Origin of the sequence: Sphingopyxis sp. 2PD, assembly GCF_005503695.1 — a bacterium.
Taxonomy (GTDB): Bacteria; Pseudomonadota; Alphaproteobacteria; order Sphingomonadales; family Sphingomonadaceae; genus Sphingopyxis.
Genome location: NZ_SCMU01000001.1, coordinates 226,740 through 245,025 on the forward strand (window position 1 = coordinate 226,740; position 18,286 = coordinate 245,025).

The following is an 18,286-nucleotide window of genomic DNA, read 5'->3' on the forward strand; positions in this document are numbered from 1 at the left end:
AGCAACCAAGGGCTCACCGGCCACCCCGGTGGGCCCTTTTCTGTTTGACGATCCCGCAGCCAAGAGAATTGCGCCTTAGCCCGTTCGCATCGAGTGAAGTCGAGATGCCCCTCGACCTTGTGCCAAGCCGATCAGTGTCTCGACTTCGCTCGACACGAACGGGACCGAAAGTTGTCCGCTAACGACCGGTTGCGGACATAACGATCCTCCCCCAACGGGGGAGGGGGACCACCCGAAGGGTGGTGGAGGGGCACAGGAGGTTACCGCAGCGCCGGGCCTAAAGAACTGCGCTTCCGGGAGCCTCGCGGTGAAGTACGACTTCGGCGGCAAGGCAAACCGATGGTGCCCCTCTACCAGCTTCGCTGGTCCCCCTCCCCGTTCCGGGGAGGATTGCTCAGTCCGCTCCCCACCCCAAGGCCGCCAAAGAAAGAGCCCCGCCAGATCGCTCCGGCGGGGCTCATTTCTGTCAGCCAAAGGCCGAGGTGAAGCTTACGCCTCGCCCTCACCCTCCGGGCGTTCTTCGACCATCACGTCGTCGGTGGTGAAGTCTTCACCCTGCACCTTGCCCAGCGGATCGTCGCCCATCGCGGCTTCCGGACCCTGTGCCAGTTCGGCGGCATGTTCGGCTGCGGCGCTCGCCGGAGCGATCAGGTCGACCTGGCTTGCGGCGCGCATCGATGCGCGCAGCGCGGCATCCTTGCTCGACGCGGTCACGCGGACGCGGTTCATCGCAGCGCCGGTACCCGCCGGGATCAGGCGGCCGACGATGACGTTTTCCTTCAGCCCGATCAGCGAATCGACCTTGCCCTGCACCGACGCCTCGGTGAGCACGCGGGTCGTTTCCTGGAACGATGCCGCCGAAACGAAGCTGCGCGTTTGCAGCGACGCCTTGGTGATGCCCAGCAGGACCGGACGGCCCTCCGCCGGCACGCCATTCTTCGGCAGCTTGGCGTTATATTCCATCATCTCCAGATAATCGAGTTGCTCGCCCGGCAGCAGCGTGGTGTCGCCGCCGGTCGTGATCTCGACCTTCTGCAGCATCTGGCGAACGATCACCTCGATGTGCTTGTCGTTGATCTTCACGCCCTGCAGTCGGTACACTTCCTGGATTTCCGCGACCAGATATTCGGCCAGCGCCTCGACGCCCATGACATCGAGGATGTCGTGCGGGTTCGGCGAACCGCTGATCAGCGCGTCGCCGCGCTTGACCATGTCGCCTTCCTGCACTTCCAGCACCTTCGACTTGGGGATCAGATATTCGATCGGATCGCCTTCTTCCGGAACGATCGCAATCTTGCGCTTCGCCTTGTAATCCTTGACGAATTCAATGCGGCCGCTGATCTTTGCGATGACGCTGTTGTCCTTCGGAATGCGCGCTTCGAACAGCTCGGCCACCCGCGGCAGACCGCCGGTGATGTCGCGCGTCTTCGACGCTTCACGGCTGACACGCGCCAGCACGTCGCCCGCCTGCACTTCCTGCCCGTCCTCGACCGACAGCATCGTGCCGACCGCGAGCAGGTAGCGCGCGGCCTCACCCGACGCATCGTCGAGCAGGGTCAGGCGCGGCTGAAGGTCTTCCTTCTTGGCGCGGCCCGCCGAGCGATATTCGATCACGACGCGCTGGGCGATACCCGTCGCTTCGTCGACCTGTTCGATCAGGGTCTTGGTATCTTCCAGATCCTGATATTTCACGACGCCCTGCTTTTCGGTGATCAGCGGCATGGTGAACGGATCCCATTCGGCAATCCGGTCGCCCTTCTTCACCTTGTCGCCATCCTTGAACAGGATGTGCGCACCGTAGGGCAGCTTGTGCGACGCGCGTTCGCGGCCTTCGCTGTCGATGATCGCGACTTCGCCCGAACGGGCAAGCGCCAGGCGGCGGCCGCGCTGGTCGACGATCGTCGGCATGTCACGATATTCGATCGTGCCGTCCGAAATCGCTTCGGCGTTCGACTGCTCGTTGACCTGCGCCGCACCGCCGATGTGGAAGGTACGCATGGTCAGCTGGGTGCCGGGTTCACCGATCGACTGGGCAGCGATAACGCCGACCGCTTCGCCGATGTTCACCGGGGTACCGCGCGCGAGGTCGCGGCCATAGCATTTGCCGCAAACGCCCAGCACCGCTTCGCAAACCAGCGGCGAACGGATCTTGACCGACTGAACCTCGGCGTCCTCGATCTTCTGCGTCGTGGCTTCGTCGAGCAGCGTGCCGACCGGGGCCAGCACATTGCCGTCCTTGTCGAGCACATCTTCCAGCGTGGTACGGCCAAGGATACGCTCGCCCAGCGAGGCGATCGTCGAACCGCCCTGGATGATCGCGCGCATTTCCATGCCGCGGGTCGTGCCGCAATCTTCCTCGATCACGACGCAATCCTGCGACACATCGACCAGACGGCGGGTCAGGTAACCCGAGTTTGCCGTCTTGAGCGCCGTATCGGCCAGACCCTTACGGGCGCCGTGGGTCGAGTTGAAATATTCAAGAACGGTCAGACCTTCCTTGAAGTTCGAGATGATCGGCGTTTCGATGATCTCGCCCGACGGCTTGGCCATCAGGCCGCGCATACCGGCAAGCTGCTTCATCTGCGCCTGCGAACCACGGGCACCCGAGTGCGCCATCATGTAGATCGAGTTGATCGGGGCCAGACGGCCCGTTTTCGGGTCCTTCGGCTCGGCGCGGATTTCGTCCATCATCGCGTTCGCGACCTTGTCGCCGCACTGCGACCAGGCGTCGATCGCCTTGTTGTACTTTTCCTGCTGCGTGATCAGGCCGTCCTGATACTGCTGCTCGAAATCTTTCACCAGGGCGCGGGTTTCGTCGACCAGGCCTTCCTTCGACGCCGGGATGATCATGTCGTCCTTGCCGAACGAGATGCCGGCCTTGAACGCGTTGCGGAAACCCAGCGCCATGATGGCGTCGGCGAACAGCACCGTCTCTTTCTGGCCGGTGTGACGATAGACCTGATCGATCACGTCGCCGATTTCCTTCTTGGTGAGAAGGCGATTGACGACGTCGAACGGCACGGTGTGCGACTTCGGCAGGCACTCGCCGATCAGCATGCGGCCCGGAGTCGTCTCAAAGCGCTTGAGATACTCATTGCCCTGCTCATCGGTCTGCGGAACGCGGCTGATGACCTTGCTGTGCAGCGTCACCGCACCGACGTGCAGCGCTTGATGCACTTCGGCCATGTCGGCGAGCAGCATGCCCTCGCCGGGTTCGCCTTCGCGCTCCATCGACAGATAATAGAGACCGAGCACCATGTCCTGCGACGGCACGATGATCGGCTTGCCGTTCGCGGGCGACAGGATGTTGTTGGTCGACATCATCAGCACGCGCGCTTCCAGCTGCGCCTCGAGGCTCAGCGGGACGTGCACGGCCATTTGGTCGCCGTCGAAGTCGGCGTTGAACGCGGCGCAAACCAGCGGGTGCAGCTGGATCGCCTTGCCTTCGATCAGCACGGGCTCGAACGCCTGGATACCGAGGCGGTGGAGCGTCGGGGCGCGGTTCAGCAAGACGGGGTGCTCGCGAATGACTTCGTCGAGGATGTCCCAGACTTCCTTGCGTTCCTTTTCGACCCACTTCTTCGCCTGTTTCAGGGTCATCGACAGACCCTTGGCGTCGAGGCGCGCGTAGATGAACGGCTTGAACAGCTCGAGCGCCATTTTCTTTGGCAGGCCGCACTGGTGCAGCTTGAGTTCGGGGCCGGTCACGATGACCGAACGGCCCGAATAGTCGACGCGCTTGCCGAGCAGGTTCTGGCGGAAGCGGCCCTGCTTGCCCTTGAGCATGTCCGAAAGCGACTTCAGCGGCCGCTTGTTGGCGCCGGTGATCGTGCGACCACGGCGGCCGTTGTCGAACAGCGCGTCGACGGCTTCCTGCAGCATGCGCTTTTCGTTGCGGACGATGATGTCCGGCGCGCGCAGTTCCATCAGGCGCTTCAGGCGGTTGTTGCGGTTGATCACGCGGCGATACAGGTCGTTCAGATCCGACGTCGCGAAGCGGCCGCCGTCGAGCGGCACCAGCGGGCGCAGTTCGGGCGGAATGACCGGCACGACTTCCAGGATCATCCATTCGGGACGGTTGCCCGATTCGATGAAGCTCTCGACGACCTTCAGGCGCTTGATGATCTTCTTGGGCTTCAGCTCCGACTTGGTCGTCGCCAGATCTTCCATCAGATCGGTGCGTTCCTGCTCCAGATCGAGGTTTTCGAGCAGAACTCGGATCGCCTCAGCGCCGATGCCGGCGCTGAACGCGTCTTCGCCATATTCATCCTGCGCGTCGAGCAGCTCGTCTTCGGTCAGCAGCTGGAACTTCTCGAGCGGGGTCAGGCCGGGTTCGAGAACGATATAGGCTTCAAAATACAGCACGCGCTCGAGCTGCTTCAGCTGCATGTCGAGCAGCAGGCCGATGCGCGACGGCAGCGACTTCAGGAACCAGATGTGCGCGACGGGTGCGGCGAGCTCGATATGGCCCATGCGCTCGCGGCGGACCTTGGTCACCGTGACTTCGACACCGCACTTCTCGCAGACGATGCCCTTGTATTTCATGCGCTTATACTTGCCGCACAGGCATTCATAATCCTTGATCGGACCGAAAATGCGCGCGCAGAACAGGCCGTCACGCTCGGGCTTGAACGTGCGGTAGTTGATGGTTTCGGGCTTCTTGATTTCGCCGAACGACCACGAGCGGATACGCTCGGGGCTCGCGATGCCGATCTTGATCATGTCAAAGGTTTCGGGCTTCGCGACCGGGTTCATGAAGTTGGTAAGCTGGTTCATATTCTAGCTCCACTCTTCCCCCTTCGCGTCGGGCGAAGGGGGTGAGGAAAAGATCTTATTCGGCGGCTTCGGGAAGGGCGTCGGGCGCCTCGTCGGGATCCTGGTCGGCAAGAGACGACAGTTCGACGTTGAGGCCCAGCGAGCGCATTTCCTTGACGAGCACGTTGAAGCTTTCGGGAATGCCGGCCTCGAAGGTGTCGTCGCCCTTGACGATCGCTTCGTAAACCTTGGTGCGGCCGATCACGTCGTCCGACTTCACCGTCAGCATTTCCTGGAGCGTGTACGCCGCGCCATAGGCCTGGAGCGCCCAGACCTCCATTTCCCCGAAGCGCTGGCCACCGAACTGCGCCTTACCGCCCAGCGGCTGCTGGGTGACGAGGCTGTACGGCCCGATCGAACGCGCGTGGATCTTGTCGTCGACCAGGTGATGCAGCTTCAGGATATACATATATCCCACCGTCACCTTGCGGTCGAAACGGTCACCGGTGCGGCCGTCGTAGAGGTCGACCTGACCCGACCGGTCGAGACCGGCGCGTTCCAGCATCGCCGACACATCGCCTTCGCGCGCCCCGTCGAACACCGGAGTCGCAAAGGGTACGCCCACCGACAGATTGCCCGCCAACTCGACGACTTCTTCGGCGCTGCGGGCCTTGATCTCGTCCGCATATTCATCGCCATAGGCATGAAGCAAAGCTTCGCGCACCGCTTCGGGTGGCGCGCCCGCCTCGGGGTCGGGATTGGCCATGCGCCAATCCTCGAGCGCCGTCGTGATCTGCTGACCAAAGCCGCGCGATGCCCAGCCGAGGTGCGTCTCGAGAATCTGCCCGACGTTCATGCGCGACGGCACGCCCAGCGGGTTGAGCACGAAGTCGACATGCGTCCCGTCTTCGAGGAACGGCATGTCCTCGATCGGCAGGATGCGGCTGATGATGCCCTTGTTGCCGTGACGGCCGGCCATCTTGTCGCCCGACTGCAGCTTGCGCTTCACCGCGACGAAGACCTTGACCATCTTGAGCACGCCCGGCGCGAGTTCGTCGCCGCGCTGTAGCTTTTCGACGCGATCCTCGTACTTCGCGCTGATCCGCTTGATCGCATCGTCATACTGCGCCTTGATCGCTTCAAGGGCGGTCTGGGCATTGTCTTCGACAACCGCCAGCTTCCACCAATCTGAACGATCGAGGTCGGTCAGCATTTCTTCGGTGACGACGTCACCCTTCTTCAGCCCCTTCGGCACCGCGCTGGTCGTCTGACCGATCAGCAGGTCCTTCAGGCTCGAGAAGGTCGCGCGGTTAAGGATCGCGCGCTCGTCGTCGGCGTCCTGCTTCAGACGTTCGATTTCCTCGCGTTCGATCGCGATCGCACGTTCGTCCTTGTCGATACCGTGACGGTTGAACACGCGGACTTCGACGACCGTACCCGACACGCCCGGCGGCAGGCGGAGCGAGGTGTCGCGCACGTCGCTGGCCTTTTCACCGAAGATCGCGCGCAACAGCTTTTCTTCCGGCGTCATCGGCGATTCACCCTTGGGGGTGATCTTGCCGGCCAGAATGTCGCCCGGGCCGACTTCGGCGCCGATATAGACGATGCCCGCTTCGTCGAGGTTGCGCAGCGCTTCCTCGCCGACGTTCGGAATGTCGCGCGTGATGTCTTCCGGCCCAAGCCGCGTGTCGCGCGCGGTGACTTCGAATTCCTCGATGTGGATCGAGGTGAAGACGTCGTCCTTCACGATGCGTTCGGAAATGAGGATCGAGTCCTCATAGTTATAGCCGTTCCACGGCATGAACGCGACGAGCACATTCTTGCCGAGCGCCAGTTCGCCGAGCTCGGTCGACGGACCGTCGGCGATGATGTCGCCGGTGCGGACGACGTCGCCCACCTTCACCAGCGGACGCTGGTTGATGCAGGTGTTCTGGTTCGAACGCTGGAACTTTTGCAGGCGATAGATGTCGACGCCCGACTTGCCGGGTTCGACCATGTCGGTCGCGCGGATAACGATACGCGTCGCATCGACCTGGTCGATCACGCCGCCGCGGCGCGCGGCGATCGCCGCACCCGAGTCGCGCGCAACGGTTTCTTCCATACCGGTGCCGACGACCGGCGCTTCGGCGCGGATCAGCGGCACAGCCTGGCGCTGCATGTTCGATCCCATCAGCGCGCGGTTGGCGTCGTCGTTTTCCAGGAACGGGATCAGCGAGGCCGCGACCGAAACGAGCTGCTTCGGCGACACGTCCATCAGGGTGATCTGATCGCGCGGCGCCATCAGGAACTCACCCGCTTCGCGCGCCGAGATCAGTTCGTCGATGAAGCTGCCATCGGGGTTCAAATCGGCGTTCGCCTGCGCAACCGTGTGCTTCGACTCTTCCATCGCCGACAGATAGACGACTTCGTTGGTGACCTTGCCGTCGACGATCTTGCGGTACGGCGTTTCGATAAAGCCGTACTTGTTCACGCGCGCAAAGGTCGCGAGGCTGTTGATCAGACCGATGTTCGGACCTTCCGGCGTTTCGATCGGGCAGATGCGGCCATAATGCGTCGGGTGGACGTCGCGGACTTCAAAACCCGCGCGCTCGCGGGTCAGACCGCCCGGCCCGAGCGCCGACACGCGGCGCTTGTGGGTGACTTCGGACAGCGGGTTGGTCTGGTCCATGAACTGCGAAAGCTGCGACGAACCAAAGAATTCGCGCACCGCGGCAACCGCGGGCTTCGCGTTGATCAGGTCGTTCGGCATGACGGTCGACACGTCGACCGAGCTCATGCGTTCCTTCACCGCGCGCTCCATGCGGAGCAGGCCAACGCGATACTGGTTTTCGAGCAGTTCGCCGACCGAACGCACGCGGCGGTTGCCGAGGTTGTCGATGTCGTCGATTTCGCCCTTGCCGTCCTTCAGGTTCACCAACTCCTTGACGACGGCCAGGATGTCGTCGCTGCGCAGCGTGGTGACCGTGTCCTCGGCGTCGAGGCCCAGGCGCATGTTCAGCTTGACGCGGCCCACGGCCGACAGGTCGTAACGCTCGGGGTCAAAGAACAGGCCGCCGAACAAGGCTTCGGCGGTTTCGCGCGTCGGCGGTTCGCCGGGGCGCATGACGCGATAGATGTCGCTCAATGCCTGATCGCGGTCCTCGGCCTTGTCGGCCTTCAGCGTGTTGCGGATCCACGGGCCGGTGTTGTTGTGGTCGATATCGAGCAGCACCAGCTTGTCGATGCCCGCAGCGTCCATCTTCTCCAGATTTTCGGCGCTCACTTCGTCGCCGGCCTCGATGTAGATCTCGCCGGTCGCTTCGTTGATCAGGTCATAGGCGCTGTAACGGCCAAAGATTTCCTCGGTCGGGATCAGCAGCGTGTCGAGACCGTCCTTCGCGGCCTTGTTGGCAAGGCGCGGGCTGATCTTGTGGCCGGCGGCAAAGACGACTTCGCCGGTCTTGGCATCCACCACGTCGAACGCGGGCTTCGCACCGCGCCAGTTTTCGACGACGAACGGAACCTTCCAGCCGTTCGACGCGCGCTCGAACACCAGACGGTCATAGAAATGGTTGAGGATTTCCTCGCCCGACATGCCCAGCGCATAGAGCAGGCTGGTGACCGGCAGCTTGCGCTTGCGGTCGATACGGACGTTGACGATGTCCTTGGCGTCGAATTCGAAGTCGAGCCACGAACCGCGATACGGAATGACGCGCGCGGCGAACAGGAATTTGCCCGACGAGTGGGTCTTGCCGCGGTCATGGTCGAACAGCACACCCGGCGAACGGTGCATCTGCGACACGATGACGCGCTCGGTGCCGTTGACGAAGAAGGTGCCGTTCTCGGTCATGAGCGGCATGTCGCCCATGTAAACGTCCTGCTCCTTGATATCGAGCACCGAACGGGTGTCGGTTTCGCTGTCGACTTCAAAGACGATCAGGCGCAGCGTGACCTTCATCGGCGCCGCATAGGTGATGCCGCGCTGACGGCATTCCTCGACGTCATATTTCGGGGCTTCGAGTTCGTAATGGACGAAGTCGAGTTCGGCGGTACCGGCGAAATCGCGGATCGGGAAAACGCTGCGCAGCGTCTTTTCCAGGCCCGAGACATAACCGATCGAGGGGTCCGAGCGCAGGAACTGCTCATAGGATTCGCGCTGCACCTCGATGAGGTTGGGCATTTCCACCGCTTCGTGGATGTTGCCGAACAGCTTGCGGATTCGCTTGCTCGCGGTCGCTTCGAGGGCCGTGCCCACCGACTTCGCCTTGGTCGCCATAAGTGATTGTCTCGCCTGTCAAAAAGTCAAAATCGCGGGCGCATCGACGCGAAAAAAGCCGCAAGCAACCGTTGCCGGTTTACCGCAGCTTTCCAACGCCTGTCGAAATCCCCGCCGACCTATCCGTACAATCCGCTGCGCAAGGCGGACTCTATCTCGGACGATGGGGTGTGGGGGCGATATAGGTTTGGGAGGGTCAGGTGTCAACGGGCGGGCTCGCGATCGCCCGTCCTAAATCGTCAGCCCGCGCTATTCGGACGCGTCGCGCTGGGCGTCGGCGACGAGTAGCGCGCCGCCGATCAGCAACACCCCGGCGCCGATCGCGATCCAGCCGACCGTCGACACATTGTTCCGCCGACTGGTATCGATCGGTCTCCCGTTGAGCAGCAGCCGGTTGTCACGCTCCAGCGAAAAGCCGATCCGCGTTTCGTTCGGACGGTGCCCGCTGCTCGATTGGCGGGTGCCATAGAAACCGACCACGTCACGGGTCAGGCGGAGTTCGACGCGGGGCGGCGCTTTCGCTCGCTCACCGCCAATCGGGATGGTCAGGCCTACGCCCACGACGCCGTCAACGCGCGTCAGCCCATTTTGATAGCTTAGCGGCTCTGCAACCGTCGAGGTCGTCAACGCCGCAGCAATCACCAGCCCACCCAGAATCCGCATAGCCGCCCCTTTGCCCGTTCGATTCTCATTCAGGCTGATCGTCGCAAGTTATGCTGGCCCAGCAAGGCCCAAAACAGCACTAGTACGCGAAATCGAACGACCGCGCCGGCGCTACGCCGGTTTCCAGCTCTTGCGATCTTCTGCCTGCTTGAGCACCTCGAACGCCGCCTGCCCCGCCGCAAAGCGCTTGGCGGCGTCGGCGTCGCCGGGTTTGACGTCGGGGTGGGTTTCCTTCGCCAGCGCGCGCCATGCTTTCTTGACCGCTTCGAAATCGGCGTCGGGTTCGAGGTCCAGCACGTCGAGCGCGCGCATTTCGTCGCTGCTGCGCGTGCCGTCGCCGGGGCCGCCCCACGCATAATGCTGCGCTCGCGCATAGCTGCGCGCGCCCTGCGCTTCCTCGGCGGCGCGGGCGGCGGCGTCTTCGGCGCTCAGCCCTTCGAAATAATCCCAGCCGCGATTATATTCGGCGGCATGGGTTTCGCAGAAATACCAGCGCTCGGGGCTGTTCGGGGACTTCGGCGCGGGGCAGTTGCCGGGGTTGCTACAACCGTGCCGATCGCACAGGCGGACCTTCTGCGCCTCATTGTTCGAACCATAGGGGCGCCAGCGGGGGAAACCCCAGTCATCGGATCTTTTGGCGCGGCTCATCAGCCCCATGTAGCCATTGGTCGGCCTGATTGCTAGCCGTCGGCCGCCACAAACCTAGGCTTCAGGCTTGTAGCCGAATGCCTTGCCCGCCAGTTTGACGACCGCGGGGTCCAGATCGGGCGGGGTCATCGGCACGATGGCCTCCAGCGTTTCGGCAATATGGGTCAGCGCCGCGATGCGCGCCGCTTTCTTGTTGTTGCCGTCGATCACCTTCCATGGTGCCCAGCGCGTGTTGGTCTGCGCGAACATCTCATCAATCGCGGCGAGATATTGTTTGCGCTTGGCGCGGTTGCGATAATCTTCGCTGCCGGTCTTCCACCGCTTCCACGGATCGTTCAGGCGGTCGGCAAAGCGCTTGTCCTGTTCGTCCTGCGTCAGATGGACAAAAATCTTGACCAGATGGGTGCGGCTGCCAGTCAGCTGCGCCTCGAACTCGTTGATTTCGTCATAGCCCTTGCGCCATTCGGTCTCGGTGGCAAATCCCTCGACCCGCTCGACCAGCACGCGCCCGTACCAGCTGCGGTCGAAGATCGCGATTTGGCGGTTGCCGGGCAGGCGTTTCCAGAACCGCCACAGGAAATGGCGCGCCTTTTCCTCGTCGGTCGGCGCACTGATCGGCCAGACGTCGAAATAGCGCGGGTCGAGCAGCGCGGTCATCCGTTTGATGATCCCGCCCTTGCCTGCCGCATCCCAGCCTTCGAACATGATGATACTGCGCTGGCCGTGAGTGATGTGCGCAGCCTGCACACGCTCCAGCCGCTCCTGCAAGGCTGTCAGCGCGTCGGAATGGTCGCCGTCAAATTTGGCGCCGGTCTCATAGTCGGAGAGCGAGATGGTCATGCCGCTTTCTAGCGCAATCCGCGCCGTCCTACCAAGCGCTCAGGCTGTCACTTTCTGGCACAGCCGCAGCCACCGCTACTCGGCCCCCATGACGGCCTTGCGTGCGGTCCACGCGCCCAGCGCGCGGCGATAACGGTCGAGGCGCGTCAAGCCTTCCGTAACCGCGCTGCCGCGGGCGCCCTGCCGCTGGGCATCGCCATACCAGTCTTGCGCCGCGTCGAGATCGCCCTCCATCTCGTTGCAAAGCCCCAGGTTGAATGCCAGTGCTGCGGTCGGCTCGACATCGCGCGTCAGCGCGGTCCACGCGGCACAGGCGCCGCCCTGATCGGTCTTCGTCAGCCGCACCGCTGTCTTAAACGCGGCCTGGGCCAGTTTCGCCAGCCCCTTCGTGCTTTCCTCGACGCGGACGTCGATCGAATAGTCCCGCGGGGCAAGGTCGCCGCGGATCGTCCGCACCTGGTTGCGGAAAGTGGCGGCGAAATAATCCTCGACGCTCGTCGGGGCGCTCCGATCGGGGCAAAGCGTCACCTGATCGCGCGCATTCAGCGGTCGCATGTAACGGATCGATCCGTCGGCAATGGCGACCAGCCGCACGGTAGTGGCAACCGTCGCGGTTCGGCGGCGACACCGGATGTCGACGTCGATTTCCTTGATGCACTTCTTTTTGTCGGCGGGATCATATTCGGTGCAGCGGCGGCGCTTTTCGATCACGGGCGCTTCATCGACGCTGGCGCGTACCGTGCCGGTGACCAACGCGTCGGTCGGCGCCCCCGATTCGGGCGCGACGACCCGGTAAAAGCGGCTGCCGTGAAATGTCGCGGCCGCGAGTTCGGCTTCGAGCGCCTGCGCAAAGGCCGCGCCATCCTCGCCCTCGAACCGCTCGACCGATATGCGAAGCAGGTCGGTGACATTAGCCTCGGCGGGATCGCCGGTATTGATCGTCAGCGTTTCGGCGGTTGCGGGCGCCGCAAGGCTCAGCAAAGCGGCACCCAATATCCATCGCGCATCGATCATGACCACCCCCCCATTAGCCAGTTTCCGCCGAGCTATCGCAGCCGTCGGTGACTGTCAAAACCGCGCGAGGACCGGGGTCAGAATTCGTTGGCGATCAGATCGGCCAGCCGCTGCGGCGCTTCCATCGGGATGAAGTGGCTCTGGTCGCTCCATTGCTCGTCGCGCACCGCCGCCAGCGCGGCGCCCAAGGCAGGCCAGGTCGGGCTGACCGAAAAGTCGAGGTTGCCCGCGCGCTCACCGGTTCGGGCGCGGATCACGCTCACCGGCGCGCCGACCGCGCCCAGCCAGTCGTGCGGGTTGGTGCGCAGCGCATTCTGATAGACCGACGCTTCGAGAGCGGGCGGACAGGCGAGATCGAAGCCGTCTCCATCCGCGGCAGGCAGCAGGCCGAAGCGACAATAGTCCGCGAGCGCTTGCGGCTGCCAATGCGCATAGGGCGCACGCGAAGCAAAATGCGCGTTCATCGCCTCCCACCCGTCCCAGCGCGCGCGCCGCCGTGCCACCGGATGCTCGACCGGATCGGGGACCGGCACATCGGCGGCGCCGACGTAAAATTCGGGAGGCATGATGACCGGATCGATCAGGAAGATCTGCGCAAAGGCGTCGGGTCGCTCAGCCGCCAGCCGGGTCAGGACGTAGCCGCCCATGCTATGCCCGCATCCGATCAGGGGCGCTCCGGCGAAACGATCGACGAGCGGCAGCAGCGCGTCGGCGGTCACGGCCCAGTCGGACAGCGACGCGGGCTTGGCGCTGCGGCCATGGCCGAGCTGATCGGGCGCGATGACGTGGGTGCCGGGCGGCAACGCCGCGACGACCTGATCCCACAATCGCGCGTGAAAGCCGGTCGCGTGCAGCAGCAGCAGCGAGAGCCGGTCCGACGGCTGGCCCCATTCGAACCAGCAAATCTCGCCCGCCGGGGTGTTCAACCGGTGTTCGCGCGGCTCGCTCATGTTATCCCCGGGATCGTCGTCGCGGCGAAGGCCACGATCTCGCCGTCGCGGCTAGACGGGAGGTTGAGATCCCGGCCTTCGCCGGGATGACGGAGCAAGGAGGGAAACAGCAACGAAGGTTTAGCCCTTGGGTCCGTCCACGATACGAATACCGAGTTCCTTGAGCTGCTTGTCGCTGACCGGCGCGGGGGCGCCCATCATTAAGTCTTCGGCCTTCTGGTTCATCGGGAAGACGACGACCTCGCGGATGTTCGGTTCGTCGGCGAGCAGCATCACGATGCGGTCGACGCCCGGCGCCGAGCCGCCGTGCGGCGGCGCGCCGAATTTGAACGCGTTGATCATGCCGCTGAAATTCGCGTCGACATCGGCCTGGCTGTACCCGGCAATCTCGAACGCCTTGTACATGATGTCGGGGCGATGGTTGCGGATTGCGCCCGACGAAAGCTCGACGCCGTTGCAGACGATATCATATTGCCAGGCGAGGATGTCGAGCGGGTCCTTCGTTTCCAGCGCCTCCAGCTCGCCCTGCGGCATCGAGAAGGGGTTGTGGCTGAAATCTATCTTGCCGGTGTCCTCGTCGGCCTCGAACATCGGGAAATCGACGATCCAGCACATTTCGAACTTGTTCGGATCGATGAGATCAAGCTGTTCGGCGACGCGCGTGCGCGCAAAGCCCGCGAGCTTCGCCGCGACCGCTTCCTTGCCCGCAGCGAAGAACAGGCCGTCGTCGGGACCGATACCAAGCTCGGCGGCGAGCGCGTCCATCTTGTCACTACCGTGGTTCTTGGCGATCGGTCCGCCCCATTCGCCGCCCTTGCGCGTCGCATAGCCAAGACCGGCAAAGCCTTCGCCCTGCGCCCAGCTGTTCATGTCGTCGAAGAATTTGCGGCTCTTTTCGGCGGTGTTCGGCGCCGGGATTGCGCGCACGACGTCGCCCGCCGCAACGATGTCGGCGAAGCGGCCGAAGCCCGACCCCACAAAGTGCGACGACACGTCGGTGATGATCAGCGGGTTGCGAAGATCGGGCTTGTCGTTGCCATATTTCAGCATCGATTCGCGGTAGGGGATGCGCGGAAACGAACCCGCCGGGGTCACCGACTTGCCATTCGCAAATTCCTCGAACACCCCCGCGAGCACCGGCTCGATCGCGTTGAACACATCGTCCTGCGTCACGAAGCTCATTTCGAAATCGAGCTGGTAAAATTCGCCGGGCGAACGGTCGGCGCGCGCATCTTCGTCACGGAAGCAGGGTGCGATCTGGAAATAGCGGTCGAAGCCCGCGACCATCAGCAGCTGTTTGAACATCTGCGGCGCCTGCGGCAGCGCATAGAATTTGCCGGGATGGACGCGGCTTGGCACCAGATAGTCGCGCGCGCCTTCGGGCGACGAGGCGGTCAGGATCGGGGTCTGATATTCGGTGAAGCCCTGTTCGACCATGCGGCGGCGCAGGCTCGCGATGACGTTCGAGCGCAGCAGGATGTTGGCGTGCAGGCGGTCGCGGCGGAGATCAAGGAAGCGGTACTTCAGGCGAATATCCTCGGGATATTCCTGTTCGCCGGCGACCGGCATCGGCAATTCGATCGCCGCCGACTGGACGGTGACGTCGCGCGCGCGCACTTCGATTTCGCCGGTCGGCAGGTTCGCGTTGACGGTTTCCGCCGAGCGGGCAACCACGTCGCCGGTGATCGTCACGACGCTTTCGGCGCGCAGGCCGTCGAGCGTCGCGAACACCGCATCGCTCGAGTCCGCGACGATCTGGGTCAGCCCGTAATGGTCGCGCAGGTCAACGAACAGCAGCCCGCCATGATCGCGCTTGCGATGCACCCAGCCGGAAACGCGGACCGACTGTCCGACCTGCTCGGCGCGAAGCTGGCCGCAATTATGGGTGCGATAGGCGTGCATGTGATTGTCTTTCAATGGTCGGAAGGGCGCGCCCAAAACGCGCCGTTATGGCCGCGCCTAAGGCAGCGCGGGGAGCGATTTGTCAAGGCTTGGCGCGTCAGCAAGTCAGCCCCAGACGATCAAGCACGTCGCTGGCGAACAGCGCGCGGTGCGCCGGATCGGGCATCAGGCGATCGCGCGCGCTGCGCCAGCGGCGGTAATCCTCGCCATAATCCGCCGCGACCCGCCCGGCATCGAGTTGGCAGCTCTTGGCCCAATGGCGGGTAAAGGCGATCCCTTCGGCATCGAGCCGTTCGACGACGCGGGCGTAGGCGTCGGCGGTCCGGCGGCTGCGCGGGCCGTCGAAATCGATCACTGCGTTGGCCGGAAAGCGCGCGGGCGCCAGCAGCCCTTCGGCGCGCGCCATGAACCGCACGGTCACGACGGTTGACCCGCCGTGGCGCGCATAAACCTTGCAAATCAGCTCGAACGCATGCGCCAGATCGGCGCGGTCGATCGTCACCGACGCATTGAACAGATCGGCCAGCGGGCGATGCGTGTCGAGCCCCTCCCCCCAGCTGCCATAGACTGGCGGCGCATCGACATCGGGGCCGCTGGCATAGCCCTGCTTCATCGCAAATTGCAGCAGCGCACCGCGCGCCCACGGATAATCGTCGAGCAGCCGCCCGAGCAGGCTGAGCGCGTCATAGCCCGCGCCAAGCTGTCCGGGCGTCGCGCGCCGATAATCGTCGCGCCATGGTTCGCGATAGAGAAAGCGCAGCATCGCGGGGCGCTTGAACGGCTTGTAGGGGTTCACGATCATCTGAACGAAATCGGGGTCCTGATCGAGCGCATAAGCCGCCGAAAAGCGACGGAAATCCCCCGCCGCCAACCAGCCGAGCGCAGCGCGATCGACCTTGCGGAGATTCTGGATCGGGCGAACAAGGAATTTCGGAACGCTGCCGACGACCAGCGCGATGACGACGCCGAGCGCGCCGACCGGCAATTGCGCCGCTGCAAACACATCGTCATCGCGCAGCGGGGTCGAACCCGTCGCGGCGATGAAACTGTCGCTCATCAACCCGGCGGCGGGTTCGATCCAGTGAACCCCCGCGGGCGTCACGATCTGCACCGCGCGGATATGGTCCTGAATGCCGCCGCTGGCTATCATCGAACCGTGGGTACCCGTCGCCGCGGCGCCCGCAAAGGTCTGCCCATTGCCCGCGCCGCTGGTCCACAGCGAACGCCCTTGCGCCTCCAGCTTGTCCGACACTTCGTCGACCAGCGCCCCCGCCTCGACCAGCATCAGGCCGCTGGCATCGACGCCAGGGCGGACGTCGGCGGCATTGATGCGAAAACAGCGGTTGAAACGGCGCGTGTGGAGCAGCCAGCATTGCGATGCGATATTGACGTTCGACGGCGACCAGCCAGCGCCAAGCGGGCGGACGCGGCGGTTCGCCAAGGCAGCCGCGGCGAGCCAATCCTGTACCGCTTTCGCCGCGATCGCGATCTCGTCGCGCCCGCGCGGTGCGTCGCCGCTGCGCAGCGCAAAGCGCGTCGCCGCCTCGCAGGTGCCGGTGCCATGATAATTGGTCCAGCGCCCTTCGTCGCCCAGTTGCACCAACGGCATCAGGCGTCTCCCAACGGCAGGATACCCGCATTGGCGCGCCAGGCGACGGTAACCGGGCGCAGAAAGCCGACCGTCGCGATCGCGATCAGCATCTGGCGCCGTGTTGCAAAGACCCGCACGTCGCTGAGGCCGTGATCGGATTCGGGGGTCACAAACGGCTGCGCGGCCTCCGCCGCGAAGCCCCAGCCTTTCAGCGTCACCACCATCGATTCTTCGTCGAGCGGCCGCGGATTGGCGATCGAGACGAAAATATCGGCCTGCCCCGCCAGATACTGGCCGAAAAGCAGCAGAAACGCGAGCGCCGCGAGCGCCCATCCGAGCCACATCATGCCCCAAACCCCTTCGTTTTTCCCCTGACCGGTATTCCGGTTCCACGACCCGAAGAGCACGGACAATTTTTCCTGCCCGTTCCTTTCAACTAGCTGTATAGGCGCGCTATGCAAGTCCATCCGTTGATCGAAACCAACGCCGCGCTGGTCGAATTTTGCGACCGCATTCGGAACAGCGATTTCATCGCGGTCGATACCGAATTCATGCGCGAAAATACCTTCTGGCCAGAGCTTTGCCTGATCCAGGTCGCCGACCGCGAGCATGCCGCGGCGATCGATCCGATGGCGCCCGGCATCGACCTGAAGCCGCTTCTCGACCTGCTGGTCGATAACGAGGATATGCTGAAGGTCTTTCACGCCGGCGGCCAGGATGTCGAAATCATCTTCAACCTGACCGGCAAGACCCCGCATCCGATTTTCGACACCCAGATCGGCCAGATGGCAATCGGTCAGGCCGAACAGGTCGGCTATTCCAACCTGGTCGAGGCGTGGATCGGGCTGCAACTCGACAAGGGCGCGCGCTTTACCGACTGGAGCCGCCGCCCGCTCGACAAGCGCCAGATCGACTATGCGGTGGGCGACGTCACCCATCTGGCCAAGATTTTTCCGATGATGCTCGACAAGCTGGTCAAGACCGGCCGCGGGCATTGGCTGGACGAGGAAATGGAAAAGCTGGCCGATCCGGCGAATTACAGCGTCGATCCGGACAAGGCGTGGCAGCGGATCAAGATCCCGTCGCGCAAACCCGACGTGCTGGGCCGCTTGCAGGCGCTGGCGGCGTGGCGCGAGCGCGAGGCGCGATCGAAGAATTTGCCGCGTGGACGCATCGTCAAGGACGAGACCCTGGCCGACCTGGCCGCGCATCCGCCCAAGGATCAGGACGGCCTCGGCCGCGTCCGCGGGCTGTCGGCGACCTGGCGCAGCAACGACATCGGCGCGCGGCTGATGGACGCGCTGGCGAACGCCCGCCCGATGGACAAGGACGACATGCCCGACCGTGCGCCGCGTGGTCCGGGGTTGGGCAAGGAAGGCGTGCTCGTCGCCGACCTCTTGAAGCTGCTGCTCAAGATCCGCGCCCGCGAACTCAATGTCGCGGCGCGGCTGATCGCGCGCAGCGACGATCTGGAGGCGCTGGCCGCCGGCGCGCGCGAGGGCATCGCGATGATGCGTGGATGGCGCTACGACGTCTTCGGCCACGCCGCGCTCGATCTGGTCGAGGGACGGATGGGTTTTGCGGTCAAGAACGGCAAGCTGGTGATGAGCGAAATCGACGCGGCGGCCGCGAGCGAGGGTTAACGCCGCGGCGTCATACCGTCGCCCC

Annotated in this window: 11 protein-coding genes; 1 reads left to right on the forward strand and 10 read right to left on the reverse strand. The window is 63.9% G+C overall.

Features of this window, described 5'->3' with window-relative positions:
• Positions 1 to 489: 489 nt before the first annotated feature.
• The 10 genes from rpoC to FFS18_RS17325 form a co-directional block, all read right to left on the reverse strand.
• Positions 490 to 4,776 (reverse strand): DNA-directed RNA polymerase subunit beta', encoded by a 4,287-nt coding sequence (rpoC, locus tag FFS18_RS01045; RefSeq protein WP_120216762.1) that lies wholly within the window; start codon positions 4,774 to 4,776, stop codon positions 490 to 492.
• A 55-nt stretch (positions 4,777 to 4,831) separates the two neighbouring features.
• Positions 4,832 to 9,010 (reverse strand): DNA-directed RNA polymerase subunit beta, encoded by a 4,179-nt coding sequence (gene rpoB / locus FFS18_RS01050; RefSeq protein ID WP_120216763.1) that lies wholly within the window; start codon positions 9,008 to 9,010, stop codon positions 4,832 to 4,834.
• A 249-nt stretch (positions 9,011 to 9,259) separates the two neighbouring features.
• Positions 9,260 to 9,673, reverse strand: coding sequence for a hypothetical protein (locus tag FFS18_RS01055; protein WP_137869397.1), 414 nt, complete (start codon positions 9,671 to 9,673; stop codon positions 9,260 to 9,262).
• A 111-nt stretch (positions 9,674 to 9,784) separates the two neighbouring features.
• Positions 9,785 to 10,321, reverse strand: coding sequence for a J domain-containing protein (locus FFS18_RS01060; RefSeq protein WP_137869398.1), 537 nt, complete (start codon positions 10,319 to 10,321; stop codon positions 9,785 to 9,787).
• Positions 10,322 to 10,375: 54 nt separating this feature from the next.
• Complete coding sequence (locus tag FFS18_RS01065) at positions 10,376 to 11,161, reverse strand: polyphosphate kinase 2 family protein (protein WP_137869399.1); 786 nt, start codon at positions 11,159 to 11,161, stop codon at positions 10,376 to 10,378.
• Between the two features lie 75 nt (positions 11,162 to 11,236).
• Positions 11,237 to 12,175 (reverse strand): DUF6340 family protein, encoded by a 939-nt coding sequence (locus FFS18_RS01070; RefSeq protein WP_137869400.1) that lies wholly within the window; start codon positions 12,173 to 12,175, stop codon positions 11,237 to 11,239.
• A 77-nt stretch (positions 12,176 to 12,252) separates the two neighbouring features.
• Positions 12,253 to 13,125, reverse strand: a complete 873-nt coding sequence (locus tag FFS18_RS01075; RefSeq protein ID WP_137869401.1) for an alpha/beta fold hydrolase — start codon at positions 13,123 to 13,125, stop codon at positions 12,253 to 12,255.
• A 120-nt stretch (positions 13,126 to 13,245) separates the two neighbouring features.
• Positions 13,246 to 15,027 (reverse strand): aspartate--tRNA ligase, encoded by a 1,782-nt coding sequence (aspS, locus tag FFS18_RS01080; protein WP_137869402.1) that lies wholly within the window; start codon positions 15,025 to 15,027, stop codon positions 13,246 to 13,248.
• Positions 15,028 to 15,124: 97 nt separating this feature from the next.
• Complete coding sequence (locus FFS18_RS01085; RefSeq protein ID WP_171005177.1) at positions 15,125 to 16,636, reverse strand: FAD-binding protein; 1,512 nt, start codon at positions 16,634 to 16,636, stop codon at positions 15,125 to 15,127.
• Positions 16,636 to 16,965, reverse strand: a complete 330-nt coding sequence (locus FFS18_RS17325) for a hypothetical protein (protein ID WP_171005178.1) — start codon at positions 16,963 to 16,965, stop codon at positions 16,636 to 16,638. The genes FFS18_RS01085 and FFS18_RS17325 overlap by 1 nt, the downstream gene beginning before the upstream one ends.
• A 108-nt stretch (positions 16,966 to 17,073) precedes the next feature.
• Between FFS18_RS17325 and rnd the strand changes: the two genes are divergently transcribed.
• Entirely contained in the window at positions 17,074 to 18,261 is a 1,188-nt protein-coding gene (gene rnd / locus FFS18_RS01090) for a ribonuclease D (RefSeq protein ID WP_120216770.1), read from the forward strand.
• The last annotated feature ends 25 nt before the right edge of the window (positions 18,262 to 18,286 follow it).

Bases quoted from the DNA above. Each gene is read 5' to 3' on its own strand.
- rpoC (WP_120216762.1), bottom strand. From the start codon at position 4,776: ATGAACCAGCTTACCAACTTCATGAACCCGGTCGCGAAGCCCGAAACC.
- rpoB (WP_120216763.1), bottom strand. From the start codon at position 9,010: ATGGCGACCAAGGCGAAGTCGGTGGGCACGGCCCTCGAAGCGACCGCG.
- FFS18_RS01055 (WP_137869397.1), bottom strand. From the start codon at position 9,673: ATGCGGATTCTGGGTGGGCTGGTGATTGCTGCGGCGTTGACGACCTCG.
- FFS18_RS01060 (WP_137869398.1), bottom strand. From the start codon at position 10,321: ATGAGCCGCGCCAAAAGATCCGATGACTGGGGTTTCCCCCGCTGGCGC.
- FFS18_RS01065 (WP_137869399.1), bottom strand. From the start codon at position 11,161: ATGACCATCTCGCTCTCCGACTATGAGACCGGCGCCAAATTTGACGGC.
- FFS18_RS01070 (WP_137869400.1), bottom strand. From the start codon at position 12,175: ATGATCGATGCGCGATGGATATTGGGTGCCGCTTTGCTGAGCCTTGCG.
- FFS18_RS01075 (WP_137869401.1), bottom strand. From the start codon at position 13,125: ATGAGCGAGCCGCGCGAACACCGGTTGAACACCCCGGCGGGCGAGATT.
- aspS (WP_137869402.1), bottom strand. From the start codon at position 15,027: ATGCACGCCTATCGCACCCATAATTGCGGCCAGCTTCGCGCCGAGCAG.
- FFS18_RS01085 (WP_171005177.1), bottom strand. From the start codon at position 16,636: ATGCCGTTGGTGCAACTGGGCGACGAAGGGCGCTGGACCAATTATCAT.
- FFS18_RS17325 (WP_171005178.1), bottom strand. From the start codon at position 16,965: ATGATGTGGCTCGGATGGGCGCTCGCGGCGCTCGCGTTTCTGCTGCTT.
- rnd (WP_120216770.1), top strand. From the start codon at position 17,074: ATGCAAGTCCATCCGTTGATCGAAACCAACGCCGCGCTGGTCGAATTT.